The sequence below is a fragment of the Glutamicibacter soli genome (assembly GCF_052322135.1).
GTDB lineage: Bacteria > Actinomycetota > Actinomycetes > Actinomycetales > Micrococcaceae > Glutamicibacter > Glutamicibacter soli.
In genome coordinates this window covers 2585991-2610018 of the sequence record NZ_CM125969.1, presented here as the reverse complement: position 1 = coordinate 2610018, position 24028 = coordinate 2585991, and the positions used below count along the sequence as shown (strand labels likewise).

Below are 24028 nucleotides of genomic sequence, written 5' to 3'. Positions count from 1 at the left end.
GCGGGATATTCCCGTCGGATTGACGAATCATCAGCGAGGGGAGTGCCGGGGCAATGGAAGTACTCGTAGCACTGGTATTCATCGCGGCGGCATTTATTGTCGGCCGCAACGCGGGCCGCAAGGCGCCCTCCAGTGACGCGCAGGCCCTGCGCCAAGCCCGGGAAACCGCGTGGCAGGAAGGCTACGAGGCCGCGGTCCGGTTCCTCGGCGAGCTGCGCAGGGAACCCGGCCCCAGCCCCGAGCTCCCCGATGCAGTCGAGTCAGGGCCGGAACAGGACAAGCACCTGCCGGCTGCCGGCATCCCCAGGCCCGCCGCATTCCAAACGACGGAGCCGCAGGCCGCCCCGCAGCCGGACGCCGTACCGCCGCCGGCGGGGCAGCCGTATCTCGCGGGTGCAGCCGCGGACATCCCGGCCGTCCCAGGCGCGTCCGGCGCCTGGCAGGACCGTCCGCGCATCCTGCAGACGGGAGGCAACCGCACGGCTGCGCAGCCTCCGGCGCCCGCAGCCCCGGTCAAGGTCCTGAGCAAGCGCGAACGCGAACTGCGCAATATCAACGTCACCCTGTACGTCGCGGCCTTGATGATCGTGGCCGCTGGGGCGCTGTTCCTCAGCTTCGCGCTGTTGCCGCTGGCCAAGCTGGTGGCGCTCTTCGCACTGGCTGCCGCCTTCTACGGCGGGGGACTGGCAGTCCATGCCACCCGTGAATCCCTGAGGCCTGCGGCGGCCGCGTTCGCCGGCACCGGGCTGGCCCTGCTGCCGTTGTGCGCCATCGCCACCTACAACACCGTGGACCTGAGCGGACCGACCGTCTGGCTGGTTTTCTCGGCGATCGCCACGGTGGCTGTCGGCTACGCCACGGTGCGCTTCCGTTCACGGGTGCTCGCCTGGCTGGCGGTGCTCATTCTGGTGAGCACCGCCATGGCCTCGGCCGCGACCATGCAGCGCGGAGTATTCTATTACCTGCTCGTCCTGCTGGTCCTCTCGATCATCCTGCTGCTGGCGGCCACTCGCAGCCGGACCGTTCGCGACTCGATCTTCTTCCAGGCGCTGAAGACCACCGCCCAGATGATCCCCGCGCTGGTGCTGGCCCTCGCGGTAATCCTGTCCCCGGCGCTGACCGCGCGGAACTACCTCTGGGTCTTCTTCCTACTGACAGCCCAGCTGCTGCTCTCGGTCAGGCTGTTCGAGCGGGCTCGACACCTGCGTTTCCTCTCCGCGCGCGCCACCGCCATGCTCACGGTTATTGCAGGCTGCGCGCTGCTGGAGCTGCCGGTGCGATCCATCGCGCTGGTCGTCGCGGTGCTGCTTGCCGCGCAGGCCCTGGCCGTGGTGCTGGCCGGCGACAGCTACCGCGCCATCTTCGCGGTCGACGCCAGGCTGTGGCGCATCGAGCGCGCCACCTTGTGGATGCTGGCGCTGCTGTCTGTGGTCACCGCCTATCAGGCTTCGGCGTTCGGCGCCGATACCGGGCTGATTAGCTTCGTGGCGGTGCCTGTGCTCGTGCTCGCCGCAGTTCCCGGGCTGTGGCGACAGGCAAAGATCGAGCTCGCAGCCTTGCTGGCGTTCGCCGTTCTTCCCGGCATGGACAACGCTGCTGAACCCTGGCGCCTGCTACCCGCGCTGGGCTTGGCGCTGCTCGTGGTTCTGGCACTGCGGACGAAGATGCCAGCTCCGTGGTCCGTAGCCTACCGGGTGATCGGCTGGGCGCTCTGCCTTGCCCTCGGCGTGACCGCCGGCGCCGCGGCAGGCGATCTGGGATACCCTGCGCAGCCCGCCGCGCTCAGCGTGGCCAGCGTCCTGGGTCTGTGGGTGCCGCTTTTCGCCTTGTGGGCCATGGACGCTGTTGCCAGCGGGAGCAAAACCCTGATCTATCGGGGCATCGACCTGCGCCAGCTGCGCTTGGCCTGCAGCGCCGCCTTGGCGTTGGCGAGCCTCGCCCTGCTCACCAGTCTGGACTTTGCGGATGCCGAGGCCTACTACGGGTTGGAGCCTGTGGGGTGGTTCAATGCCGGCGCAGTGCCCACCCTCGCGCTGACGATACTGGCCGCGCTGCGCGCCGCACCTCGAAGCCTGACGAAAGAGCACGCAGTGCGCGGAACCGCCGCCGCAGTGCTGGCCCTGGTCTACCTGCTGAGCCTGGGCGCGAGCCTGTGGCAGCCGGGGTTGGCCATCGCCCTGGTGCTGCTGGCCTATTTCCTGGCTGAGGCCCGCCGGGTCCGGATTGCCGGCTGGAAGATGATCTACGCAGGCGCCGCCCAGCTTACTTTCTCCAGCGCCGTCTGGTGGTTCACGGGGCACATGAACTTCGACGGCCACGGACAGTTCGCCCTGTTCAGCGTCTCGGTGGTGCTGCCGCAGCTAGTCCGGCTCGGTTCCGCCTGGCGCCAGCGCCGTGAACTGCGCCTTGAGCTGCGTATCATCGCCTGGGGCATGCTGGTGTTCATCCCGGTGTCCACGCTGGGCTATTCCAGCGTGGGCCTCGATGCCGACAGGGGAGTGCTGCTGCTGCAAAGCCTGTTGTTTGGACTTTACGGCACGGCGTTGTTCATGGCAGAGCACTCAGCCGGCCGGTGGCGCCAGGCTTATCTCTTCGCCCCGCTGCTGTCCGTGCTCGCCCTCATCCAGATCCCCGCGTTGGACCTGTCCACGCAGAGCGGATGGGTCAGGAACTCGTGGTGGGACACCCCGGTGGCCTTCGGGCTGCTGCTGGTTCTTTCCGGCGCGGCCGCGGCCGCGGAGTGGATCTTCCGACGCCGGCCGGATGTGGGCGTGGCCGTCGGTGCGGGAATGTTCCTGCCGCTGCTGGTGCTCAATGCCCGGATCCCCGGTGATGGATGGGTGCTTGCCAGCGCCGCCCTGACCGCGGTGTACTTCGCCTTGATGGTGCACACCCGGTCTGTCGCCTGGTTCGCCCTGGGCTCCGGCCTCGCCGCCTGCGCCGCGCTGCTCTACTCGGTACAGCTGTGGCGAAATGTGCAGGTTCTCAGCCGGTTGCAGACCCTGGACGTGGTCTGGGCCCTGCTGGCCGCCACCTTCGTCTTCTACGTCATGGCCGCGACCCATGGACGTTTCGCCGAGGCGCGCCCCAGCTATCCCGCCGAGGCCTACCGGGCAGCGGACGCCAGGGGATCCGCCTCGCGGTTGTACCTGCTGATGGGCCTTGCCTGCGCCTTCGGAGCCGGCGCGTTGGCCCACCTGGGCAACCGGGAACCCGGCCCGGTACTGGGCGGCGCGGCGCTGGTCTTCGCGGTGGCAGTGGCCGTGCGCATCTTCGAATGCCCTCAACAGCTCAAGCCGTACACCCTGGATCTGCTGCTGCCATTGGCCGCCTACCTGGGTATCAGCAGCTACACGATCCTGGAGCACCTGCCGGAAGCAAGCATCCTCGCCTGTTACTCCAGCTTGGTCTTCGTGCTGCTCGTCGTCTGGCGCAACCTGCAAAAAAAGCCGGTGCTGGCCAACCGGTACCTGGTTGTCGCCGGCGTGATGGCGAACCTGGCGATGCTGGCGAACCTTGTCGATGCCAAACCGGCGACCAGGATCTACGCGCTCATTTTCTTCGCGGCGCTGATCGCCTACGGACTGAAGCAGGGCCGCCGCCTCTACATCTGGTGGGGCGCCGCAACCATTACCCTGGCAGTGCTCTGGTCCTTGAGGTCGCTGGCCTTCCTCTGGCTGGTAATCCTCGGCGTGGGCCTGATTGCCGCGGCGGTGATCAAGCTTTCCCGGGTGGACAGCTTGAAGCAGGGCGGGGGACCTGCCGGGTCCATTCCGTCCGGGAGCCCCCAGCCGGGCCAGCACCCGGTGCCCGGAGCGCCGTGGCCGCCGTCCAATCGCCCCGATGCCGGCGAGGACCAGCCGGATTCCGGGCAGCCCAGGTAGCCCTTGGCGGCGCGTGAGGTCAAGATCACGCGCCCGGATGCGCCCAAAAGATTTGCGCGATTCCCGCCGACCTGTCAGACTAGATAAGTTGCTTCGGTGCAACCCGATCCCCGTTTGCCGGGGTAATCGGCTGGTTTGAACGACCGGGATCGACTCTCACGCAGGATAATGCCTGGGGTTCGGGATCGATACAACTGCTTCAAACTATAAGGCCTCCGATGAAAGTGAAAACTTTTGCGGACTGTCGTGACTAAAATTTACGCGACACGCCCGAGTTCGGGGGTCGGAGCCTCCTGGGGTTGAGGAACCCGGATTCATCCGGATTCAGCCGCAGCGTAAGGCGTGCCGGCTCGCAAGAGCCCGTATTAGGCACAGAACTTGTAAATAGTGCTATCAGAAAGAGGCATGACGCCATGGCGGGACAGAAAATCCGCATCCGGCTGAAGTCGTATGACCACGAGGTCATTGACGTTTCAGCCCGGAAGATCGTTGAGACGGTCACGCGCGCAGGCGCAACCGTAGTCGGCCCAGTGCCGCTGCCAACGGAAAAGAACGTGTACTGCGTTATCCGTTCGCCACACAAGTACAAGGACAGCCGTGAGCACTTCGAAATGCGCACGCACAAGCGTCTGATCGACATCGTCGATCCGACCCCGAAGGCTGTTGATTCGCTGATGCGTCTCGACCTGCCGGCGGACGTCAACATCGAAATCAAGCTTTAAGGGGAGGTGGCGAGAAAACTATGACCGCAACCCGCAATGTTAAGGGCCTGTTGGGCACGAAGCTCGGCATGACCCAGGTTTGGGACGAGAACAACAACCTGATCCCTGTCACCGTCGTGCAGGCTGATAGCAACGTTGTCACCCAGCTTCGCAACGCTGACCGCGATGGCTACACCGCAGTTCAGATCGGCTACGGCCAGATCGATCCGCGCAAGGTGACCAAGCCACTGGCAGGTCACTTCGAAGCTGCAGGCGTGACCCCACGTCGTCACCTGGTAGAACTGCGCACCGCAGACGCTGCCGAGTACGCAGCTGGCCAGGAACTGTCCGTGGAACTCTTCGAAGCCGGCCAGAAGGTCGACGTCGTTGGCACCTCCAAGGGCAAGGGCTTCGCCGGTACCATGAAGCGTCACAACTTCTCCGGTGTTGGCGCTTCGCACGGTGCTCACAAGAACCACCGTAAGCCAGGTTCCATCGGCGGCGCATCGACCCCAGGTCGCGTTTTCCGTGGACAGAAGATGGCTGGTCGCATGGGCGCTGAGCGTGTTACCACTCAGAACCTGACCATCCACGCCATCGACGCTGAGAAGAACCTCCTGCTGATCAAGGGTGCCGTTCCAGGCGCCCGCGGCCGCGTCGTCCTCGTACGCACCGCCGTGAAGGGAGCATAAGTAAATGACTAAGGCACTTAACGTCGAACTGCCTGCAGAGATCTTCGACGTACAGACCAACGTCCCGCTGCTGCACCAGGTTGTCGTTGCACAGCTGGCTGCTGCCCGCCAGGGTACCCACAAGGTCAAGGACCGCTCCGAGGTTTCGGGTGCAGGTCGCAAGCCGTTCAAGCAGAAGGGTACCGGCCGCGCCCGTCAGGGTTCGATCCGCGCTCCTCACATGACCGGCGGCGGCATTGTCCACGGCCCAACCCCGCGCGACTACTCGCAGCGTACCCCGAAGAAGATGAAGGCTGCTGCACTGCGCGGCGCCCTGTCTGATCGCGCACGCTTCGATCGCGTCCACGTCATTGAGAACCTGGTCGCCGGTGAGACCCCGTCGACCAAGGAAGCACTGGCAACCCTGCGTTCGCTGACCGAGCGCAAGAACCTGCTTGTCGTCATCGATCGCGCCAACGATGTTGCTGCACTGTCCGTGCGCAACCTCGCCGCTGTGCACGTTCTGTACGTCGACCAGCTGAACACCTACGATGTTCTGGTTTCGGATGACGTAGTCTTCACCAAGGCTGCATTCGATGCCCTGGTCCAGAAGGAGGAAGCCAAGTGAGCACCTTCTCCAAGGCTCCACACGACGTGGTCATCGCACCAGTCGTATCGGAAAAGAGCTACGGTCTGATCGACGAAGGTAAGTACACCTTCCTGGTCGACCCACGTTCGAACAAGTCGGAAATCAAGAATGCCGTTGAAGCGATCTTCAACGTCAAGGTTGATTCCGTGAACACCATCAACCGTCCAGGTAAGCGCAAGCGTACCAAGTTCGGGTGGGGCGCACGCAAGGCTACCAAGCGTGCAATCATCACCCTCAAGGATGGTTCGATTGACATCTTCGGCGGTCCGCTTTCCTAAGCGGAGACCACTTTAACGAGGAATAGAATAAATGGGAATTCGTAAGTTCAAGCCGACTACCCCGGGCCTGCGCGGCTCGTCGGTAGCCGACTTCGCAGAAATCACCCGATCGACTCCGGAAAAGTCGCTGGTTCGCCCACTCACCAAGAGCGGCGGCCGTAACAACTCCGGTAAGATCACCACCCGACACAAGGGTGGCGGACACAAGCGCGCATACCGCGTGATCGACTTCCGTCGTCACGACAAGGACGGCGTTCCGGCAAAGGTTGCTCACATCGAGTACGACCCGAACCGCACCGCTCGTATCGCACTGCTCCACTACGTGGACGGCACCAAGCGCTACATCATCGCACCGAACAACCTCAACCAGGGTGACACCGTTGAGGCCGGTCCGAACGCTGACATCAAGCCAGGCAACAACCTGCCGCTGCGTAACATCCCGGTTGGTTCCGTGATTCACGCTGTGGAGCTCCGCCCAGGCGGCGGCGCCAAGATGGCTCGTTCCGCTGGCGCTTCGATCCAGCTGGTAGCCCGTGAGGGTCGCTTCGCTCAGCTGCGTCTGCCTTCCGGCGAAATCCGCAACGTCGATGTGCGCTGCCGCGCAACCATCGGCGAAGTTGGCAACGCCGAGCAGATCAACATCAACTGGGGCAAGGCCGGCCGCATGCGCTGGAAGGGCGTTCGCCCAACCGTGCGTGGTGTTGTGATGAACCCAGTCGACCACCCACACGGTGGCGGTGAGGGCAAGACCTCCGGTGGTCGCCACCCGGTCAACCCCAACGGTAAGCGTGAAGGACGCACCCGTCGTCCGAACAAGGAAAGCGACAAGCTCATTGTGCGTCGTCGCAAGACCGGCAAGAACAAGCGATAGGAGCCTGGAAACATGCCACGCAGCCTGAAGAAAGGCCCCTTCGTCGATCAGCACCTGTTCCTGAAGGTCGTTGCTGAAAACGAAAAGGGCACCAAGAACGTCATCAAGACGTGGTCCCGCCGTTCGATGATCATCCCGGACATGCTGGGACACACCATCGCCGTGCACGACGGTCGCAAGCACATTCCTGTGTTCGTTACCGAATCCATGGTTGGTCACAAGCTCGGAGAGTTTGCCCCAACGCGCACGTTCCGTGGCCACGTAAAGGACGACAAGAAGGGCAAGCGCCGCTAGGCCCCGCAAGGGAACTAGTGATCGCTTAGCACTTCTTCGATAGACGAGAGAAGGATAGCAATGGAAGCCAAGGCAATTGCGCGCCATATCCGCGTAACGCCTATGAAGGCCCGGCGCGTCGTCAACCTTGTTCGTGGTCTGCAGACCAACGAGGCACTGGCCATTCTGAAGTTCGCCCCACAGGCAGCTTCGGAGCCGGTATACAAGGTTGTCGCATCGGCAGTGGCTAACGCCCGTGCCGCCGCGGACCGCGCAGGTGAAGCATTCAATGAGGACGAGCTGATTATCAGCGAGGCGTTTGTTGACGAGGGTCCGACCATGAAGCGGTTCCAGCCGCGAGCTCAGGGTCGCGCATTCCAGATCAAGAAGCGCACCAGCCACGTGACTGTGGTTGTTTCAACCCCTAAGAAGGGTGGGGAGAACTAAATGGGACAGAAGGTAAACCCGAACGGTTTCCGTCTCGGCATCACCACTGACCACGTGTCGCACTGGTTCGCTGATTCCAGCAAGCCAGGTCAGCGCTACAAGGATTACGTGAAGGAAGACGTACAGATCCGTGCGCTCCTGTCCGACGGCATGGACCGCGCCGGCATCGCCCGCGTTGAGATCGAGCGTACCCGTGACCGTGTGCGTGTGGACATCCACACCGCTCGTCCGGGCATCGTGATCGGTCGCCGCGGCGCCGAAGCCGACCGCATTCGCGGCGAGCTGGAAAAGCTCACCAAGAAGCAGGTTCAGCTGAACATCCTCGAGGTCAAGAACCCTGACATGGAGGCCCAGCTGGTCGCCCAGGGCATCGCCGAGCAGCTTGCTTCCCGCGTGGCTTTCCGCCGTGCGATGAAGAAGGCAATGCAGTCGGCAATGCGCGCTGGTGCCAAGGGCATCCGCGTTCAGTGCTCCGGTCGCCTGGGCGGTGCAGAAATGTCCCGCAAGGAGTTCTACCGCGAAGGCCGTGTGCCGCTGCACACCCTGCGCGCGAACATCGACTTCGGCAAGTTCGAAGCCAAGACCACCTTCGGCCGCATCGGCGTGAAGGTCTGGATCTACAAGGGTGACGTCACCGCCAAGGAACTGGCTGCACAGCAGGCTGCTGCTGCTCCAGCTCGCGGCGGCCGCGGCGGCAACGATCGTCCACGTGGTGGAGAGCGTCGTCGTCGTAACGACCGCAACAAGGGCGCTGCAGCTCCGGCTGCGGAAGGAGGAGAGGCTTAAATGCTTATCCCACGTCGAGTAAAGTTCCGCAAGCAGCACCACCCGAAGCGTTCGGGTGCTGCCAAGGGCGGCACCACCGTAGCATTCGGTGATTTCGGTATTCAGGCGCTGACCCCGGCCTACGTGACCAACCGTCAGATCGAGGCCGCTCGTATCGCCATGACCCGTTACATCAAGCGTGGCGGTAAGGTGTGGATCAACATCTACCCAGACCGTCCGCTGACCAAGAAGCCAGCCGAAACCCGCATGGGTTCCGGTAAGGGTTCGCCGGAGTGGTGGGTCGCCAACGTCAAGCCAGGACGAGTCATGTTTGAACTCGGTGGCGTCAGTGAAGAGGTAGCTCGCGAGGCCCTGCGTCTCGCGATTCACAAGCTGCCGATGAAGGCACGCATCGTGCGTCGTGAAGGTGGTGAATAGGGATGTCTATCGGTTCTAAGGACCTTAGCATTGAGTCCCTGGACGGCTTCGATACTGCTCGTTTGAACGAGGAATTGAAGAAGGCCAAGGCAGAACTGTTCAACCTGCGTTTCCAGTCGGCCACCGGCCAGCTGGAGACCCACGGTAACCTGAAGGCCATCAAGCGCGACATCGCCCGCATCTACACGGTGCTGCGCGAACGCGAGCTGGGTATTCGTCAGGATGTCGTTGTTCCGGTTGAAGAGACCAAGAAGGACTCCAAGTAATGAGCGAGAAGGAGAACGGTGTGGCTGACGCAACCGAGCGCAACGACCGCAAGACCCTCCGTGGTTACGTGGTTTCCGACAAGATGCAGAAGACCATCGTCGTTGACGTTGAGGACCGTGTGAAGCACGCCCTCTACGGCAAGGTCATGCGTCGTAACAAGAACGTGAAGGCTCACGACGAGAACAACGAGGCCGGCATCGGTGACTTGGTTGTAATCGCTGAGACCCGCCCGCTGTCTGCTGACAAGCACTGGCGTCTGGTCGAGATCGTCGAGAAGGCTAAGTAAGCTTTCTTGGTGATTTCACGGATTACGTGAATTGCACAAAACGCCCCGAACACTTCGAAAGAAGAGTTCGGGGCGTTTTTGCGCATACGGAACAACGTGGCTGCCGTGGCCTGGCCGAGAATTCTGTGCAACCATGCTTCATGGCACAGATTCAGTTTTTCCGCCCCGAGGGGCTCGTCCACTCACCGGCCTTCAGCCACGCGGCGGTGGTCCCGCCGGGCATGGCCACGGTCTATCTTGGAGGGCAGGACGCTGTCGACACGCAAGGCCGGCTGGAAGGCGCGGGGGACATCGCCGCGCAGGCGTCCAAGGCCTTGGACAACGCGGTGGCGGCACTGGCAGCCGCCGGAGCGAGCCTCGACGACGTGGTGCAATGGACCGTCGTCATGGTCCAGGGCAGCGATGTCAATGCCGCCTACGGGGCGATCGCTCCACGGCTCGCCAGGGACGAACCGCCCTTGGTCGTGGCCAGCATGGTCGCCGCCCTGGGATTGCCCGGCGCGTTGATCGAGATCAGCGCGATCGCCGCCATCGTGCCCTGAAGTCCTCGGGGTGGCTAGCGTTCAGGAACATTCTGTTCGCGGTACGAGCTGGGACTGAATCCGAGAATTCTCCGGAAGTCCGAAGCCAGGTGCGCCTGGTCCGCGTACCTGAGTTCGGCGGCGATCTGGGCGATGGAGGTTGACGGGTTCTCCCGTACCCGTGCGGCTGCTTCCTGCAGCCGGTAGCGGCGGATGACCGCCAAGGGCGGCAACCCGAGATACCGCAGCGAAAGCCGCTGAAGGCTCCTGACGCCCAATCCCAGTGTTGCGGCCGCCTGCTCGACACTGACTGCGCTGCGGGTCGCGGCGACGTAGTCGATGAATTCGTTGGCCACAAGCCCCTGCGACTCAGGGACAGGACACGTACGCGTAAACCACGCTCCCAGCGCAGCGGCGCTTTCATGATTGCCCGAAGGGCCCGCGCCCTTGCCCAGGATGCAGGTGACCGCCTCCAGCAGATCCGGGGCGTTGAATTCGACTTCGCGGTCAACCAGCTCGGCGGGGGACAGCTCCAGGACGTCCGCCGCAGCGGGCCGGAGCAAGGCGGCCACAGCCCACCCGTTGCCGGATAGATCCCGGTGGGATGCCGCGGAGGCCGGGCCGGACACCGTCACGCCTTCTTCCTGCACCACGAGGTTCATCAACGGGAACGGAAGCAGCTGTTGCCGCGAGGTCCTGCCGGCATCGATATCCCAGTGCACGAGCCAGAACCAGCCGACCAGGGCCTTCAGCTCGGGTGGCGGGAGAATACGCTCGAACTGCGGGAGCCGCGCGGGATACAGGACACCTCGGCGATCGCGTTCATCTGCCACCGGCCACCGCCTTGAAGTTGTCGTGTTTCTACAAGTCCAAGGGTGCCACAGGGGAATACCGTTGTGGCATGAAAACAGAGAATGAATCAACCCGCGGCGTCTCCGGCAAATACACCACCGACGGCGTACCGCATGGCGTGAGCAGCCTGACCCCGTTCCTGTCGATCGCCAATGCCGCCGGCGCGCTGGAATTCTACCGCGACGTGTTCGGCGCGCGCATCATCGACACCACCGTGATGGGCGGGGTTATTGCGCATGCAGAGATCGACTTCGGCCAGGGGCACCTGCAGATCGGTGAACCAAGCCCGGACTACGGGCTCGTTCCGCCGCCCGCCGCCCCGAACGCCTGCTATTCCATGGGGCTGTACTGCCAGGACGTCGATGCGGTGCTTGCCAAGGCCGTCGAAGCCGGCGCGACGATTCGCGAACCGGCCACGAACTTCGTCTCCGGTGACCGATTCGCATCCATCATCGACCCCTTCGGCATCCGCTGGTCCATCTTGAGCCGGGTGGAAGACCTGTCCGAGGAAGAAAGCGTGCAACGGGTGGCCCAATGGGCATCTGAACAGTAGGAACACGCCGTCAATCGGCTTCCGCATGGACCTCACCGCGTAGGCTCAAGACATGATGAGCACACGGGCGACGACGACACTTCCGTGGGCGTGGCCGCTCGTGCTGTTGGCCGGCATTCTCATCGGATTGCTGGGATGGCTCCCATGGCTCGGCGCCGGCTGGGTTCCGAAGCTGCAGGCCTTTGCGCTGTGGATGCTCGTACTGCCGGCCGCAGCATGCCTGGTCGCGCTGCTGAGGCGCCGATGGGTTCTCGCAGCGTTACTGCTCGGCTGCCTGCTGTCAGGAGTAGCTGCCAGCTTCAACCCCGCGATGCCGTGCTCGACCGCCGGGGCAAGTGGCGAATCGTTGACGATGATGTCCTTCAATACGCTCAAGGCGGGCGCGGAACCCGACGAACTGGCCGAGGCGATCCGGCAGCGCGACCCCGATATTCTGGTGCTGGTGGAAACTAGCGAACCGCTGCATGCGGCCCTGACCCAGCGCGGCGCCATGAATGACCTGGGATACCGGACCGCGCAGGCCCCGGCCGGGGGAGAGCGTGATACCGTGATCTTCTCGCGCTACCGGCTCACGGAGCGGACCGAGGAGCTGAGCGCGAAGGACACCGGATGGTATTCGCTGCCGGTCGCCGAAGTGCAGACGCCGCAGGGGCCCGTCACAGTCGCCGGCATCCACATCTACCCGCCGCTGAACAACGCCGCGCGGTGGGCCCAGGGACTGGCCGCGCTGGAAGACTGGGCGCAAAGCCACCGCGGGGGCCCGGTGATCTTGGCAGGGGACTTCAACTCGGTACGCGCCCACCCGCAGTACCGAAGTGCGACGGCCGGTTTCCTTGAATCCTCCGGTCGGTGGCCCGACGTCTCGTGGCCGGCGGGCAGGAGATTCCCTCCGCTGGTCGAAATCGACCATATTCTGGCCAGCCAGGCACACGTGGCGGACTTCCAAACGCAGAGCATTGGCGGTTCGGACCATCTGGGTGTGGTGGCCGAGCTGATGGTGGATCCTTGAATTTCCGCGGTTCTTTTCCGTTGCCGATGTGACCAACAACGCGTCTTTTCGCCCTACCACACCATTTCGGTTTCGCGCCACTCTAGGCTAAACTTAAGAATCTGTGCGCATCTTGTTCGGGGACTATCCACCTTCGGCCTGATGCAGTGCGGTCGGAAATCATATTCGCTGCACACACAGCCTCGATATTTTACGCCTCGGCCCTGCCGCCAATTGGGATCAGCATTCGGTGCGCCCGCGTCGGTGGGGGTAAGCGATCGTATCGTGGAGACCATATCCGTTCCGCAAGGCTCATTTATGAGAACCAGCGAGACGACAGGAGTAAGAAGTGATTCAGCAGGAGTCGCGACTCAAGGTTGCCGATAACACCGGTGCTAAGGAAATCCTTACCATTCGTGTTCTGGGTGGCTCGAAGCGTCGCTACGCAAGCATCGGCGACACCATTGTCGCAACCGTCAAGGATGCAATCCCTGGCGGCAACGTAAAGAAGGGCGACGTCGTCAAGGCTGTCGTCGTTCGCACCAAGAAGGAAATCCGTCGCGCCGACGGTTCCTACATCAAGTTCGACGAGAACGCTGCAGTGATCCTCAAGGGTGACGCTGCCGATCCTCGTGGAACTCGTATCTTCGGCCCAGTGGGTCGTGAACTTCGCGACAAGAAGTTCATGAAGATCGTTTCCCTGGCTCCGGAGGTGCTGTAAGCATGGGCGCAAAGATCAAGAAGGGTGACCTGGTTCAGGTCATCGCCGGTAAGGAACGTGGCAAGCAGGGCAAGGTCCTGAAGGTCATCACCGAGACCAACCGCGTGCTGGTTGAGGGCGTTAACCGCGTCACCAAGCACACCAAGGCTGGCCAGACCGAGCGCGGCACCCAGACTGGCGGCATCGAGGTTGTTGAAGCTCCAGTACACGTTTCGAACGTTGCTGTTGTTGATCCAGAAACCAAGAAGCCAACCCGCGTTGGTTTCCGCGAGGAAACCGTAGAAAAGAACGGCGTGTCCAAGACTGTACGCGTTCGTTACGCCAAGGCTTCCGGAAAGGATCTGTAATGACTGAAGCAGCCAACAAGATCCAGCCACGTCTGCGCGCTAAGTACGCAGCTGACATCCGCCCTGCCCTGCAGGAGCAGTTCAACTACGCCAACCCGATGCAGGTTCCTAACCTGACCAAGGTTGTAGTGAACATGGGTGTTGGCGAAGCAGCCAAGGATTCCAAGCTCATTGAAGGCGCCGTGCGCGATCTGACCGCAATTACCGGTCAGAAGCCAGTGGTTACCCGTGCCCGCAAGTCGATCGCACAGTTCAAGCTGCGCGAAGGCATGCCGATCGGTACCCACACCACCCTGCGTAACGATCGCATGTGGGAATTCGTTGATCGCCTGATCACCCTGGCACTGCCTCGTATCCGCGACTTCCGCGGCCTGAGCGACCGCCAGTTCGATGGCAATGGCAACTACACTTTCGGTCTGACCGAACAGTCGATGTTCCATGAAATCGATCAGGACAAGATCGATCGCGTGCGCGGTATGGACATCACTGTGGTGACCACCGCCAAGACTGACGACGAAGGCCGCGCCTTGCTCAAGGCTCTGGGCTTCCCGTTCAAGACCAACAACTAATCTCACTACGTTACAGGTCCGCAAAGGAAACCGTAACGAGGAAGGGCTGAAGCCCACATGTCTATGACAGATCCAGTCGCAGATATGCTGACTCGTCTGCGCAACGCCAACTCGGCTTATCACGACACTGTGTCGATGCCGTCGAGCAAGCTCAAGCTGCGCATTGCCAACATCCTGAAGGAACAGGGCTACATTGCCTCCTTCGAGGAAGAGGCTGCCGAAGTCGGCAAGAAGCTGACCATCACTTTGAAGTACGGCCCATCGCGCGAGCGTTCGATCGCCGGCGTACGTCGTATCTCCAAGCCAGGCCTGCGCGTTTACGCAAAGTCCACCAACCTGCCTCACGTGCTCGGTGGTCTTGGTATCGCGATCCTGTCCACCTCCTCCGGTCTGCTTACCGACCGTCAGGCTGCAAAGAAGGGCGTGGGTGGGGAAGTCCTCGCCTACGTCTGGTAACGGGAAGGGAAGGAAAACACTATGTCACGTATTGGACGTCTTCCGATCACCGTTCCTGCCAACGTTGAACTGAACATCGATGGCCAGCTGGTCACCGTCAAGGGCCCGAAGGGTGAGCTTTCGCTGACCGTTTCGGCTCCGATCACCGTTGCCAAGGACGAGAACACCGTTACCGTCTCCCGTCCGAACGACGGCCGCGAGGCCCGTTCGCTGCACGGTCTGACCCGTACCCTGATCAACAACCTGATCATTGGTGTCACCGAGGGTTACGAGAAGAAGCTCGAAATCCACGGTACCGGCTACCGCGTTCAGGCCAAGGGCAACACCCTTGAGCTTGCTCTGGGTTACTCCCACCCGATCAGCGTTGAAGCCCCTGAGGGCATCACCCTGTCCGTGGAGGGCAACAACAAGATCACCGTTGCTGGCATCGACAAGCAGCACGTCGGTGAGGTTGCCGCTAACATCCGCAAGCTGCGCAAGACCGAGCCTTACAAGGGCAAGGGCATCCGCTACGCCGGCGAGCGTATCCTGCGCAAGGCTGGAAAGGCTGGTAAGTAATCATGGCTATCGGAATCAAGGGCAAGAGCAAGTCCGCTCAGCGCGGTCGCCGTCACCTGCGTGTGCGCAAGCGCATCGTCGGTACCGAGGCTCGTCCACGCCTGGTCATCAACCGCTCGGCTCGTCACATGTTCGTTCAGATCGTGGACGACTCGAAGGGTCTGACCCTGGCCAGCGCTTCGACCATGGAAGCAGATCTTCGCGCAAGCGATGCAGACAAGACCGCAAAGTCCAAGCGCGTTGGCGAGCTCGTTGCAGAGCGTGCCAAGGCTGCCGGCATTGAGGCTGTTGTATTCGACCGCGGCGGCAACAAGTACCACGGTCGCGTGGCTGCTGTTGCTGACGGCGCACGTGAAGGTGGGCTGGCACTGTGAGCGAAGCAACCAACAAGAAGGAAACTCAGGTGTCTGAAGCTACTGAGGCAGTCGAGACTGCAGCTGCTCCCGCTACCGAGAACACCGGATCCCGCCGTGGCGAGGGTCGCGGTCGTGGCGAAGGCCGCGGTCGTGGTGAAGGTCGTGGCCGCGGTCGCGATCAGAAGGATAACCGCAACGAAGACAAGGACAAGTTCCTTGAGCGCGTTGTAGCTATCAACCGCGTCTCCAAGGTCGTCAAGGGTGGTCGTCGCTTCAGCTTCACCGCTCTGGTAGTCGTCGGTGACGGCAACGGCATGGTCGGCGTTGGCTACGGCAAGGCTAAGGAAGTTCCTGCCGCTATCGCCAAGGGCGTTGAAGAGGCCAAGAAGTCCTTCTTCCGCGTTCCACGCGTTGGCACCACCATCCCGCACCTGGTCAAGGGCGAGGCCGCCGCTGGCGTTGTCTTGCTCCGCCCAGCCGCTCCGGGTACCGGCGTTATCGCCGGCGGTCCGGTGCGCGCCGTGCTGGAGTGCGCAGGCATCCACGACATCCTGTCGAAGTCGATGGGTTCGCAGAACCAGATCAACATCGTTCAGGGCACCATTGCCGCACTGAAGGCTCTGGAAGAGCCTCAGGCTGTTGCAGCTCGCCGCGGTCTTCCGCTGGACGAGGTTGCACCGGCAGCAATGCTGCGTCACATCCAGTCCCAGAAGGCAGGTGCTTAATTTCAATGGCTAAGAACATTGTTCCAAGCGACGCCCAGCTGGAAATCACCCAGATCAAGTCCATCATCGGTGGTAACCAGGTACAGCGCGACGTTGTTCGCTCGCTGGGCCTGAAGCGCATCGGACACACCGTTGTCCGCTCCGCTGACCCTGTGACTGTCGGCATGGTCAACAAGGTCCCACACCTGCTGAAGGTTGAGGAGGCGAAGTAAAGATGGCTCAGAAGGAAAACGCACTTAAGGTACACCACCTGCGTCCAGCTGAAGGTGCCAAGACCGCCAAGACCCGTGTTGGTCGTGGTGAGGCATCGAAGGGTAAGACCGCCGGTCGCGGTACCAAGGGTACCAAGGCTCGTTACCAGGTGAAGGCAGGCTTCGCAGGCGGACAGCTTCCGCTGCACATGCGTCTGCCGAAGCTGCGCGGCTTCAAGAACCCGTTCCGCGTCGAGTTCCAGGTTGTAAACCTGGACAAGATCTCGGAGCTGTTCCCAGAGGGTGGCGAAGTCACCGTCGAGGCACTCGTTGCCAAGGGCGCCGTTCGCAAGAACCAGCCCGTCAAGGTGCTGGGCACCGGCGAGATCTCGGTCAAGGTCGACGTGAAGGTTGATGCCTTCTCGACTTCCGCTGCTGAGAAGATCGCTGCTGCCGGCGGCTCGGCAAACACCCTCTAAGCTAGGGTCAAGCCAAGGCCAAGCCCCCGTTCACGTTGAGTTTTCAAGGTGAACGGGGGCTTTCCATTTCTCAAAGATTTTCGGCTGATCGCCGGAAATAGCTTCGGTGATCTGGCTGTTCTTATTACAAATGAGAAAATTCCGGGCATTTTCCGTGTCTCGTATTTGGCGCGGAGCTACCTAGGACAGCTAGAATCATTAGGTCGTAGTCGTATCTGGCTCAACGACTCAGGAACATACTTCAGGAGGACGCTTGTTCAGCGCCATAGCCCGAGTTTTTCGGACGCCTGATCTGCGCAACAAGTTGCTGTTCACGCTGGGGATCCTCGCGATCTACCGTGTCGGCGTATTCATCCCGACCCCGGGTATTGATTACAGCAACGTTCAGCAGTGTCTGGCAATGGGTGAAACCACCGGTGGACTTTATTCATTTGTGAATCTGTTCAGTGGCGGCGCCCTGTTGCAGGTTTCGATCTTCGCGATGGGCATCATGCCGTACATTACGGCGGCCATCATCGTGCAGCTGCTGCGTGTGGTCATCCCGCACTTCGAGACCCTGCACAAGGAAGGCCAGGCCGGCCAGGGCAAGCTGACCCAGTACACGCGTTACCTCACCATCGCCTTGGCGTTGCTGCAGGGCACCACCTTGGTGACCTTGGCCCGCACAGGCAACCTGTTCCCGAGCTGCAGCCTCCCGCTGGTGCCGGACGACAGCCTGATCGTCATCTTGCTGATGATCATCACACTCACGGCAGGCACCGGCCTGATCATGTGGATGGGCGAGCTGATCACCGAACGCGGCATCGGCAACGGCATGTCGATCCTGATCTTCACCTCGATCGCTTCGGGCTTCCCAGCCTCCATGGGCGCGATCCTGCAGACCCAGGGCTGGCTGACCTTCGTCGGCGTCATCGCCATCGGCCTGGTCATCATCGGCCTGGTTGTGTTCGTGGAACAGTCCCAGCGCCGCGTGCCGGTGCAGTACGCCAAGCGGACCATCGGTCGGCGCACCGTGGGCGGGACCTCCACTTACATCCCGCTTAAGCTGAACATGGCTAACGTGATCCCGGTGATCTTCGCCAGCTCGATCCTGGCCCTGCCGCAGATGATCGTGCAGTTCAACCAGAACCCGGACGGCACGCTGCCGGACTGGGCGCTGTGGCTGCAGACGCACTCCTCGACCTCCTCGCCGTGGTACATGCTGGTGTACACCTTGCTGACCATCGGCTTCACCTACTTCTACGTAGCCATCACCTTCAACCCGGTTGAGGTGGCGGACAACATGAAGAAGTACGGCGGCTTCATCCCGGGCATCCGGGCCGGCCGTCCGACCGCCGAGTACCTGCAGTACGTGATCTCGCGGATCACGTTCCCGGGTTCGCTGTACTTGGCATTCGTCGCGTTGATTCCATTGATTGCCTTCGTGTTGATCAACGCAGATCAGAGTTTCCCATTCGGCGGTACCTCGATCATCATCATGGTTGGTGTTGGTCTTGAGACCGTCAAACAAATCAATGCTCAAATGCAGCAACGAAACTACGAAGGGCTACTGCGATGAGTCGACTGCTTATCATTGGACCGCCGGGCGCCGGTAAAGGAACCCAGGCCGTGAAGATCTCCGAGCGCCTGGAGATCCCCGCGATCTCCACCGGCGACATCTTCCGCGCGAACGTCAAGGGCGGTACCCCGCTGGGTATCGAAGCCAGCAAGTACATCGACAATGGCGACTTTGTACCTGATTCGGTCACCAACAACATGGTCGAAGACCGCCTGAACCAGGACGATGTGGCCACCGGCTTCCTGCTGGACGGCTACCCGCGCACCAGCGCACAGGTCGACGCTCTGGATGCAATGCTGGAAGCCAAGGGCATCGCCCTGGACGCAGTGCTGCAGCTGACCGCCGACGACGACGAGCTGGTTGCCCGGCTGCTGAAGCGTGCAGAGATCGAAGGCCGCGCGGACGACACCGAAGAGGTCATCCGCCACCGCCTGGGCCTGTACAACGCAGAGACCAAGATCGTGGTCGACCGCTACGAAGAACGTGGCATCGTGCGCAAGGTCGACGGCATCGGCGCCATCGACGAGGTCACCGACCGCGTCATGGCCGCATTGAACGTCAACGCCTAAGCGCAAGCGTTCTCACGCGCAGGGACCGTGCACGGCAAGCCTACGGGCGAGCGGCACGGTCCCTGCGTGATTTTACAGACTGAAGGCTCGCACCAACGCCGGCAACCGCCGGCGGCGAGCAACCCGTGAACACCTAGGGGAGTTACCTTGGCACTTGGACAGCCGCGAATTGAGTACAAATCCAACTCGGAAATCCTGAAGATGCGCGAAGCCGGCCTGGTGCTGGCCGAGGCGCTGGATGAGGCCGTCGCCATGGCACGCCCAGGCATCACCACCGCCGCCGTCGACAAGGTCTTCGCCAAGGTGCTGGAGCGCCACGGAGCCACCAGCAACTTCCTCGGCTACCACGGGTTCCCGGCCAATATCTGCGCCTCGGTCAACCACGAGGTCGTGCACGGCTTCCCGTCGGACTACGAGCTGAAGGACGGTGACGTGCTGAAGATCGACGGCGGCGCCATTGTGGACGGCTGGCACTCGGACTCGGCGCGCACCGTGCTGGTGGGCAAGAACATCGACCCGGCAGACCAGCGCCTGAGCGACATCACCGAGCAGGCCATGTGGGCAGGCATCGCCGCCGCGGCCAAGGCCCGCTTCATCGGCCAGATCGGCACCGCCATCGACGACTTCGTGACCAGCCAGCCGGGCGACGAGCTGGGCATCTTGGAAGACTACTGCGGCCACGGCATCGGCTCCGAGATGCACATGGCTCCGGACGTGCTGAACTACAACTCCGGCCACCGCGGTCCGCGCATCAAGCCGGGCATGGCCCTAGCCATCGAGCCGATGCTGGTGCGCGGCGGCATCGAGACCTCGGTGCTTGAGGACGACTGGACCGTGGTCACCAACGACAAGTCCAACGCCTCGCAGTGGGAGCACACCGTCGCCTTCACCATGGGCGGCGTCTGGGTACTCTCGGCCCATGACGGGGGAGAGGCCGGCCTGGCGCCGTTCGGCGTGACCCCGTCGCCAATCCGCCCATAGGATACCCGTCCACTGAAGATCCAGCACTCCGCATCCACGCGGAGTGCTGGATCTAACAGTTTAAAACACGGTCCGAATTGGCGAAGGCCGTGGTGATGGCGTAGTGTTGTCTGTTGGTTCGTTATTTAAGTGCGCCCAAAACCTTAGGTTGGGGTTGCACCGGTCGCGAACCAGAACCAATTACTTGCCGAGGGAAACCAAGGCAACCAAAGTTAGCGGGGAAAATGGGCAAGAAGGAAGGTGTCATCCAGGTAGAGGGCACTGTGACCGAAGCGCTGCCGAACGCGATGTTCCGCGTGGAGCTGCCGAATGGACACGTGGTGCTCGCCACTATCTCGGGTAAGATGCGTCAGCACTACATTCGAATCCTCCCAGAGGACCGAGTGCAGGTTGAAATGAGCCCATACGACCTCAACCGAGGCCGTATCGTTTACCGCTACAAGTAAACAGCACTCTTGGACTTTTCTGGCGGACGTTGTGCGATTCATCGCAAAGCGCCCGCTAGAGCAATGTTCTTGGATAAGCTTTTTACTGCTCCACATTTAACTGCAACCGCAAGAGGAGTAAACCCTTGAAGGTTAACCCTAGCGTGAAGCCGATCTGCGACAAGTGCAAGGTGATTCGCCGCAATGGTCGCGTCATGGTGATCTGCGAGAACCCACGCCACAAGCAGCGTCAGGGCTAATTCCGTTTTTCGGGATTTCCCACGCGTAGTCATATAGGCAGTACCGCGGCAACCCAGGTTGCCGTACACCCCCGGATTCGGAGGCCGGGGCCGCGAGGACACTTGCGGAAGGTGCTGCTCCAGACCTCCGTTGGTTGAAAGGTAGCCACTTGGCTCGTTTAGCAGGCGTGGACATCCCACGCGAGAAGCGCGTAATCATCGCGCTGACTTACATCTACGGCGTGGGCAAGACCCGTGCAGAAGAGACCATCGCAGCAACCGGGATCTCCCCGGATACCCGCGTGAAGGATCTCACCGACGCTGAGCTCGTTCAGCTTCGTGACTTCATCGAAGGCACCTACAAGGTGGAAGGTGACCTGCGCCGCGAGGTTCAGGCTGACATCCGCCGCAAGGTTGAAATCGGATCCTACGAAGGTCTTCGTCACCGTAAGGGCCTGCCGGTCCGCGGTCAGCGCACCAAGACCAACGCTCGTACCCGCAAGGGCCCGAAGCGCACCGTAGCCGGTAAGAAGAAGACTCGCTAAATCTTAGCGGTCTAGTTCAAAAACCTTTTTCGTAGGAGAAGAAATGCCCCCAAAGACTCGTGGAGCGGTACGTAAGCCGCGTCGCAAGGACAAAAAGAATATCGCCCAGGGACAGGCGCATATCAAGAGCACCTTCAACAACACCATCGTTTCGATCACCGATCCGACTGGCGCTGTGATCTCGTGGGCTTCGGCCGGCGAGGTAGGCATGAAGGGCTCGCGTAAGTCGACCCCGTACGCTGCCCAGATGGCTGCTGAAGCCGCTGCCAAGCGTGCGCAGGAGCACGGCATGCGCAAGGTTGACGTTTTCGTCAAGGGCCCGGGCTCGGGACGCGAAACCGCGATCCGTTCGCTGCAGGCTGCTGGCCTTGAGGTTGGATCCATCCAGGATGTTTCCCCAAGCGCACACAACGGTTGCCGCCCATCGAAGCGTCGCCGCGTCTAATTGATTCGCTAGGCTAAGCCTGAGAAGTCACCGAAGCATTCATCTGAGTGCTCCGGTGACTATCTTGGACTTATAAGCCTGCAAAAAGACGAACGGCCACCTCAGGCTACCGTCGTTTCCACCCCCGTGAGGCGTCATATAGCGGACGCTCGCTGAAAGGAAATGTAAGTGCTCATTACGCAGCGCCCAACCCTGACCGAAGAAGTAGTTGCCGAAAACCGCTCCCGTTTCGTTATCGAACCGCTGGAGCCAGGCTTTGGTTACACCCTTGGTAACTCGCTCCGCCGCACCCTGCTGTCCTCGATTCCTGGTGCATCCGTCACCAGCATTCGTATCGACGGCGTGCTGCACGAGTTCACCACCGTAGCCGGTGTCAAGGAAGACGTCACCGAACTGGTTCTGAACATCAAGAACCTGTCCGTGTCTTCCGAGCACGACGAGCCAGTCGTCGCCTACCTGCGCAAGCAGGGCCCAGGCGTCGTCACCGCAGCGGACATCACCCCGCCAGCCGGTGTGGAGTTCCACAACCCTGATCTGCACATCGCGACCCTAAACGCCAATGGCAAGTTCGACATGGAACTGACCATTGAGCGCGGCCGCGGTTACGTGTCTGCCTCGCAGAACAAGAGCGCTGATGGCGAGATCGGTCGTATCCCTGTGGATTCGATCTACTCCCCAGTGCTGAAGGTGACCTTCCGCGTGGAGGCTACCCGTGTTGAGCAGCGCACCGACTTCGATCGCTTGATCGTCGACGTGGAGACCAAGGAATCGATCACCCCGCGCGATGCAGTTGCATCCGCAGGAACCACCCTGGTTGAACTGTTCGGTTTGTTCCGCGAACTGAACACTGCAGCCGAGGGTATCGAAATCGGCCCATCGCCAACCGACGCAGCCCTGGCTGCCGACATGGCACTGCCGATTGAGGATCTGGAACTCACCGTTCGTTCGTACAACTGCTTGAAGCGTGAGGGCATCCACTCTGTGGGTGAACTTGTCACTCGCTCCGAGGCTGACCTGATGGATATCCGTAACTTCGGTGCGAAGTCCATTGACGAAGTCAAGGCCAAGCTTGTTGAACTGGGTCTGGCCCTGAAGGATTCCCCTCCAGGCTTCGATCTGGCCGCTCGTAGCGCCATCGATGATGGCGACGACTACGACGAGGGTCTGTAAAGACCTGAGTCTCGCGACACACTACTTCATCCGTCCATACGGCCTAATCGTACGGAACGGGTTATTCATCTAGGAGAACCACAATGCCTACCCCCACCAAGGGTCCGCGTCTCGGCGGCAGTGCAGCACATGAGCGACTGATCTTCGCTAACATGTCGGCACAGCTCTTCGAGAACAAGAAGATCACCACCACCCTGACCCGCGCCAAGCGTCTGCGTCCACACGCAGAGCGCCTGATCACCTTCGCAAAGCGCGGAGACCTGGCTTCGCGTCGTCGCGTCCAGTCCGTGATCGCTTCGCGTTCGCGCACCAACAAGTCGATCGTTCACGAACTGTTCGAGAACATCGCACCAGCCATGGCTGACCGCAACGGTGGCTACACCCGAATCACCAAGATCGGTAACCGCAAGGGCGACAACGCTCCTATGGCTGTTATCGAGCTCGTGATGGAGCCAGTTTCGCCAAAGCAGGCTGTCGTCAAGGAGGCCACCAAGGCTACCGAGAAGGCTGCTGAAGCTACCGAAGAGGCCTAAGCCCTAGCGTTTAGCATCTTCGGCGCTTGAAGCGTCAAAAATCCCCGGAATACCTGATCGGTATTCCGGGGATTTTTGCTTCGAGGTACAGGGCAAAGCATGCATGAATGATGCCATTATTTCTGCGTCGTTCGCATGGTGCCAGCTGCAGGCCTGGAATCCGGCTAGCGTATCAACCGACTGAGTCCAGATTAGGGCATGCGGTGCCCAGATACTCCGTGTTCTGTTGCTGGGACGCTGTATTCAGCTCGCTGATACTTTCCATTTGGGCTTCGAAGTCTGAGCTATCGTCAGCCAGAATCTTCAAGGCTGAAGTGCTTTGCCCTGCTGCGGATATCAAGGATTCTTGCAACTGCTTGTCTCCGGTCTTGCCGGCCGTGTCCTTTAGCATTGCATCGAACTCCTCAAGCGCCGATTCATAGTCTCCTGTCTCGCCTTTTGCCAGCTTGATGTCACCTGTTTCGAACTTCATATTGATCTCACGCTCCTTGATTTGCTGGTTGAGGTAGTCGCAAGTTTCTTCCGTGGAGAGCTTCCCGCTACATCCCGTCAGAGCGGTGAGCCCTAAACAGAAGAGGGCAGTTGCGGCGGCGAATTTTCTGAACATGCTGATCCTTGTGGGGTAAGTGGACTGGTCTGTTGTTTCGCCGTTGAATGTACGAATTACGCTGTAGTCTACAGAATGGCTAATTCGATGCCACTGAGGCACGTCTGGTC

Annotated in this window: 34 protein-coding genes and 1 pseudogene; 33 read left to right on the top strand and 2 right to left on the bottom strand. The window is 61.3% G+C overall.

Going from position 1 to position 24028, the window contains the following annotated elements:
• The first annotated feature begins 53 nt into the window (after window positions 1–53).
• The 13 genes from ACTX90_RS12360 (at window position 54) to ACTX90_RS12300 (ending at window position 10072) form a co-directional block, all read left to right on the top strand.
• Complete coding sequence (locus tag ACTX90_RS12360) at window positions 54–3884, top strand: hypothetical protein (RefSeq protein WP_443442169.1); 3831 nt, start codon at window positions 54–56, stop codon at window positions 3882–3884.
• Window positions 3885–4297: 413 nt separating this feature from the next.
• Complete coding sequence (gene rpsJ, locus ACTX90_RS12355) at window positions 4298–4606, top strand: 30S ribosomal protein S10 (RefSeq protein WP_013349689.1); 309 nt, start codon at window positions 4298–4300, stop codon at window positions 4604–4606.
• A 20-nt stretch (window positions 4607–4626) separates the two neighbouring features.
• A complete protein-coding gene (rplC, locus tag ACTX90_RS12350; RefSeq protein ID WP_047119681.1) occupies window positions 4627–5277 on the top strand; it encodes a 50S ribosomal protein L3 in 651 nt (216 codons plus the stop codon).
• A gap of 4 nt (window positions 5278–5281) precedes the next feature.
• Entirely contained in the window at window positions 5282–5884 is a 603-nt protein-coding gene (rplD, locus tag ACTX90_RS12345; protein ID WP_047119680.1) for a 50S ribosomal protein L4, read from the top strand.
• On the top strand, window positions 5881–6183 hold the full coding sequence (rplW, locus tag ACTX90_RS12340) for a 50S ribosomal protein L23 (protein WP_047119679.1): 303 nt from the start codon (window positions 5881–5883) through the stop codon (window positions 6181–6183). Before rplD ends, rplW begins: the two co-directional genes overlap by 4 nt.
• Window positions 6184–6214: 31 nt before the next feature.
• Window positions 6215–7054: a 50S ribosomal protein L2 gene (gene rplB, locus ACTX90_RS12335; RefSeq protein WP_047119678.1), complete on the top strand. Its 840-nt coding sequence runs from the start codon at window positions 6215–6217 to the stop codon at window positions 7052–7054.
• 12 nt (window positions 7055–7066) lie between these two features.
• Entirely contained in the window at window positions 7067–7348 is a 282-nt protein-coding gene (rpsS, locus tag ACTX90_RS12330) for a 30S ribosomal protein S19 (RefSeq protein ID WP_022874134.1), read from the top strand.
• Between the two features lie 60 nt (window positions 7349–7408).
• Window positions 7409–7774, top strand: coding sequence for a 50S ribosomal protein L22 (rplV, locus tag ACTX90_RS12325; protein ID WP_047119677.1), 366 nt, complete (start codon window positions 7409–7411; stop codon window positions 7772–7774).
• Window positions 7775–8560, top strand: coding sequence for a 30S ribosomal protein S3 (gene rpsC, locus ACTX90_RS12320; protein WP_047119676.1), 786 nt, complete (start codon window positions 7775–7777; stop codon window positions 8558–8560).
• Window positions 8561–8977, top strand: coding sequence for a 50S ribosomal protein L16 (gene rplP, locus ACTX90_RS12315; protein ID WP_047119675.1), 417 nt, complete (start codon window positions 8561–8563; stop codon window positions 8975–8977). It begins immediately after the preceding gene.
• A gap of 2 nt (window positions 8978–8979) precedes the next feature.
• Window positions 8980–9243: a 50S ribosomal protein L29 gene (gene rpmC / locus ACTX90_RS12310; RefSeq protein WP_047119674.1), complete on the top strand. Its 264-nt coding sequence runs from the start codon at window positions 8980–8982 to the stop codon at window positions 9241–9243.
• A complete protein-coding gene (rpsQ, locus tag ACTX90_RS12305; protein ID WP_047119673.1) occupies window positions 9243–9530 on the top strand; it encodes a 30S ribosomal protein S17 in 288 nt (95 codons plus the stop codon). Before rpmC ends, rpsQ begins: the two co-directional genes overlap by 1 nt.
• Window positions 9531–9670: 140 nt before the next feature.
• Entirely contained in the window at window positions 9671–10072 is a 402-nt protein-coding gene (locus tag ACTX90_RS12300; protein ID WP_047120838.1) for a RidA family protein, read from the top strand.
• A 14-nt stretch (window positions 10073–10086) separates the two neighbouring features.
• Here the strand turns inward: ACTX90_RS12300 and ACTX90_RS12295 are convergent, their stop codons facing one another.
• On the bottom strand, window positions 10087–10884 hold the full coding sequence (locus tag ACTX90_RS12295; RefSeq protein ID WP_047119672.1) for a helix-turn-helix domain-containing protein: 798 nt from the start codon (window positions 10882–10884) through the stop codon (window positions 10087–10089).
• Between the two features lie 68 nt (window positions 10885–10952).
• Between ACTX90_RS12295 and ACTX90_RS12290 the strand changes: the two genes are divergently transcribed.
• The 20 genes and pseudogenes from ACTX90_RS12290 to rplQ all read left to right on the top strand — a co-directional run.
• Complete coding sequence (locus ACTX90_RS12290; RefSeq protein ID WP_443442168.1) at window positions 10953–11456, top strand: VOC family protein; 504 nt, start codon at window positions 10953–10955, stop codon at window positions 11454–11456.
• A 52-nt stretch (window positions 11457–11508) separates the two neighbouring features.
• Window positions 11509–12465 (top strand): endonuclease/exonuclease/phosphatase family protein, encoded by a 957-nt coding sequence (locus ACTX90_RS12285; protein ID WP_424678106.1) that lies wholly within the window; start codon window positions 11509–11511, stop codon window positions 12463–12465.
• A 328-nt stretch (window positions 12466–12793) separates the two neighbouring features.
• Window positions 12794–13165 (top strand): 50S ribosomal protein L14, encoded by a 372-nt coding sequence (gene rplN / locus ACTX90_RS12280; RefSeq protein ID WP_013349674.1) that lies wholly within the window; start codon window positions 12794–12796, stop codon window positions 13163–13165.
• Window positions 13166–13167: 2 nt separating this feature from the next.
• Window positions 13168–13512, top strand: coding sequence for a 50S ribosomal protein L24 (gene rplX / locus ACTX90_RS12275; protein ID WP_047119669.1), 345 nt, complete (start codon window positions 13168–13170; stop codon window positions 13510–13512).
• Window positions 13512–14081: a 50S ribosomal protein L5 gene (rplE, locus tag ACTX90_RS12270; RefSeq protein ID WP_047119668.1), complete on the top strand. Its 570-nt coding sequence runs from the start codon at window positions 13512–13514 to the stop codon at window positions 14079–14081. The genes rplX and rplE overlap by 1 nt, the downstream gene beginning before the upstream one ends.
• A gap of 57 nt (window positions 14082–14138) precedes the next feature.
• On the top strand, window positions 14139–14537 hold the full coding sequence (rpsH, locus tag ACTX90_RS12265) for a 30S ribosomal protein S8 (RefSeq protein WP_047119667.1): 399 nt from the start codon (window positions 14139–14141) through the stop codon (window positions 14535–14537).
• 21 nt (window positions 14538–14558) lie between these two features.
• A complete protein-coding gene (rplF, locus tag ACTX90_RS12260) occupies window positions 14559–15095 on the top strand; it encodes a 50S ribosomal protein L6 (protein WP_047119666.1) in 537 nt (178 codons plus the stop codon).
• A 2-nt stretch (window positions 15096–15097) separates the two neighbouring features.
• Window positions 15098–15469: a 50S ribosomal protein L18 gene (gene rplR, locus ACTX90_RS12255; RefSeq protein WP_047119665.1), complete on the top strand. Its 372-nt coding sequence runs from the start codon at window positions 15098–15100 to the stop codon at window positions 15467–15469.
• Between the two features lie 29 nt (window positions 15470–15498).
• A complete protein-coding gene (gene rpsE / locus ACTX90_RS12250; RefSeq protein WP_181728114.1) occupies window positions 15499–16176 on the top strand; it encodes a 30S ribosomal protein S5 in 678 nt (225 codons plus the stop codon).
• A 5-nt stretch (window positions 16177–16181) separates the two neighbouring features.
• A complete protein-coding gene (gene rpmD / locus ACTX90_RS12245) occupies window positions 16182–16388 on the top strand; it encodes a 50S ribosomal protein L30 (protein WP_047119663.1) in 207 nt (68 codons plus the stop codon).
• 2 nt (window positions 16389–16390) lie between these two features.
• Window positions 16391–16846, top strand: a complete 456-nt coding sequence (gene rplO / locus ACTX90_RS12240; RefSeq protein ID WP_047119662.1) for a 50S ribosomal protein L15 — start codon at window positions 16391–16393, stop codon at window positions 16844–16846.
• 253 nt (window positions 16847–17099) lie between these two features.
• Complete coding sequence (gene secY, locus ACTX90_RS12235) at window positions 17100–18404, top strand: preprotein translocase subunit SecY (RefSeq protein ID WP_047119661.1); 1305 nt, start codon at window positions 17100–17102, stop codon at window positions 18402–18404.
• Window positions 18401–18973, top strand: a complete 573-nt coding sequence (locus tag ACTX90_RS12230; protein ID WP_047119660.1) for an adenylate kinase — start codon at window positions 18401–18403, stop codon at window positions 18971–18973. The genes secY and ACTX90_RS12230 overlap by 4 nt, the downstream gene beginning before the upstream one ends.
• Before the next feature lie 147 nt (window positions 18974–19120).
• Window positions 19121–19954, top strand: a complete 834-nt coding sequence (map, locus tag ACTX90_RS12225; RefSeq protein WP_047119659.1) for a type I methionyl aminopeptidase — start codon at window positions 19121–19123, stop codon at window positions 19952–19954.
• 224 nt (window positions 19955–20178) lie between these two features.
• Window positions 20179–20400, top strand: coding sequence for a translation initiation factor IF-1 (infA, locus tag ACTX90_RS12220; protein ID WP_047119658.1), 222 nt, complete (start codon window positions 20179–20181; stop codon window positions 20398–20400).
• A 125-nt stretch (window positions 20401–20525) separates the two neighbouring features.
• Window positions 20526–20639 (top strand): 50S ribosomal protein L36, encoded by a 114-nt coding sequence (rpmJ, locus tag ACTX90_RS12215; RefSeq protein ID WP_071894985.1) that lies wholly within the window; start codon window positions 20526–20528, stop codon window positions 20637–20639.
• Window positions 20640–20788: 149 nt separating this feature from the next.
• Entirely contained in the window at window positions 20789–21163 is a 375-nt protein-coding gene (rpsM, locus tag ACTX90_RS12210; protein ID WP_047119657.1) for a 30S ribosomal protein S13, read from the top strand.
• Window positions 21164–21206: 43 nt separating this feature from the next.
• Window positions 21207–21608 carry a 30S ribosomal protein S11 gene (gene rpsK / locus ACTX90_RS12205; protein ID WP_022874114.1) on the top strand — a complete coding sequence of 134 codons (402 nt, stop codon included), beginning with the start codon at window positions 21207–21209 and terminating at the stop codon, window positions 21606–21608.
• A gap of 168 nt (window positions 21609–21776) precedes the next feature.
• Window positions 21777–22778, top strand: coding sequence for a DNA-directed RNA polymerase subunit alpha (locus tag ACTX90_RS12200; protein ID WP_047119656.1), 1002 nt, complete (start codon window positions 21777–21779; stop codon window positions 22776–22778).
• A gap of 83 nt (window positions 22779–22861) precedes the next feature.
• Window positions 22862–23308: pseudogene (rplQ, locus tag ACTX90_RS12195) on the top strand (50S ribosomal protein L17); the annotation flags it as partial.
• A 175-nt stretch (window positions 23309–23483) separates the two neighbouring features.
• Here the strand turns inward: rplQ and ACTX90_RS12190 are convergent.
• Window positions 23484–23918 carry a hypothetical protein gene (locus ACTX90_RS12190; protein WP_047119654.1) on the bottom strand — a complete coding sequence of 145 codons (435 nt, stop codon included), beginning with the start codon at window positions 23916–23918 and terminating at the stop codon, window positions 23484–23486.
• Between the last annotated feature and the right edge of the window lie 110 nt (window positions 23919–24028).

Coding starts and splice junctions, on each gene's coding strand:
- ACTX90_RS12360 (WP_443442169.1), top strand. CDS start 54: ATGGAAGTACTCGTAGCACTGGTATTCATCGCGGCGGCATTTATTGTC.
- rpsJ (WP_013349689.1), top strand. CDS start 4,298: ATGGCGGGACAGAAAATCCGCATCCGGCTGAAGTCGTATGACCACGAG.
- rplC (WP_047119681.1), top strand. CDS start 4,627: ATGACCGCAACCCGCAATGTTAAGGGCCTGTTGGGCACGAAGCTCGGC.
- rplD (WP_047119680.1), top strand. CDS start 5,282: ATGACTAAGGCACTTAACGTCGAACTGCCTGCAGAGATCTTCGACGTA.
- rplB (WP_047119678.1), top strand. CDS start 6,215: ATGGGAATTCGTAAGTTCAAGCCGACTACCCCGGGCCTGCGCGGCTCG.
- rpsS (WP_022874134.1), top strand. CDS start 7,067: ATGCCACGCAGCCTGAAGAAAGGCCCCTTCGTCGATCAGCACCTGTTC.
- rplV (WP_047119677.1), top strand. CDS start 7,409: ATGGAAGCCAAGGCAATTGCGCGCCATATCCGCGTAACGCCTATGAAG.
- rpsC (WP_047119676.1), top strand. CDS start 7,775: ATGGGACAGAAGGTAAACCCGAACGGTTTCCGTCTCGGCATCACCACT.
- rplP (WP_047119675.1), top strand. CDS start 8,561: ATGCTTATCCCACGTCGAGTAAAGTTCCGCAAGCAGCACCACCCGAAG.
- rpmC (WP_047119674.1), top strand. CDS start 8,980: ATGTCTATCGGTTCTAAGGACCTTAGCATTGAGTCCCTGGACGGCTTC.
- rpsQ (WP_047119673.1), top strand. CDS start 9,243: ATGAGCGAGAAGGAGAACGGTGTGGCTGACGCAACCGAGCGCAACGAC.
- ACTX90_RS12300 (WP_047120838.1), top strand. CDS start 9,671: ATGGCACAGATTCAGTTTTTCCGCCCCGAGGGGCTCGTCCACTCACCG.
- ACTX90_RS12290 (WP_443442168.1), top strand. CDS start 10,953: ATGAAAACAGAGAATGAATCAACCCGCGGCGTCTCCGGCAAATACACC.
- ACTX90_RS12285 (WP_424678106.1), top strand. CDS start 11,509: ATGATGAGCACACGGGCGACGACGACACTTCCGTGGGCGTGGCCGCTC.
- rplX (WP_047119669.1), top strand. CDS start 13,168: ATGGGCGCAAAGATCAAGAAGGGTGACCTGGTTCAGGTCATCGCCGGT.
- rplE (WP_047119668.1), top strand. CDS start 13,512: ATGACTGAAGCAGCCAACAAGATCCAGCCACGTCTGCGCGCTAAGTAC.
- rpsH (WP_047119667.1), top strand. CDS start 14,139: ATGTCTATGACAGATCCAGTCGCAGATATGCTGACTCGTCTGCGCAAC.
- rplF (WP_047119666.1), top strand. CDS start 14,559: ATGTCACGTATTGGACGTCTTCCGATCACCGTTCCTGCCAACGTTGAA.
- rplR (WP_047119665.1), top strand. CDS start 15,098: ATGGCTATCGGAATCAAGGGCAAGAGCAAGTCCGCTCAGCGCGGTCGC.
- rpmD (WP_047119663.1), top strand. CDS start 16,182: ATGGCTAAGAACATTGTTCCAAGCGACGCCCAGCTGGAAATCACCCAG.
- rplO (WP_047119662.1), top strand. CDS start 16,391: ATGGCTCAGAAGGAAAACGCACTTAAGGTACACCACCTGCGTCCAGCT.
- ACTX90_RS12230 (WP_047119660.1), top strand. CDS start 18,401: ATGAGTCGACTGCTTATCATTGGACCGCCGGGCGCCGGTAAAGGAACC.
- infA (WP_047119658.1), top strand. CDS start 20,179: ATGGGCAAGAAGGAAGGTGTCATCCAGGTAGAGGGCACTGTGACCGAA.
- rpsK (WP_022874114.1), top strand. CDS start 21,207: ATGCCCCCAAAGACTCGTGGAGCGGTACGTAAGCCGCGTCGCAAGGAC.
- ACTX90_RS12190 (WP_047119654.1), bottom strand. CDS start 23,918: ATGTTCAGAAAATTCGCCGCCGCAACTGCCCTCTTCTGTTTAGGGCTC.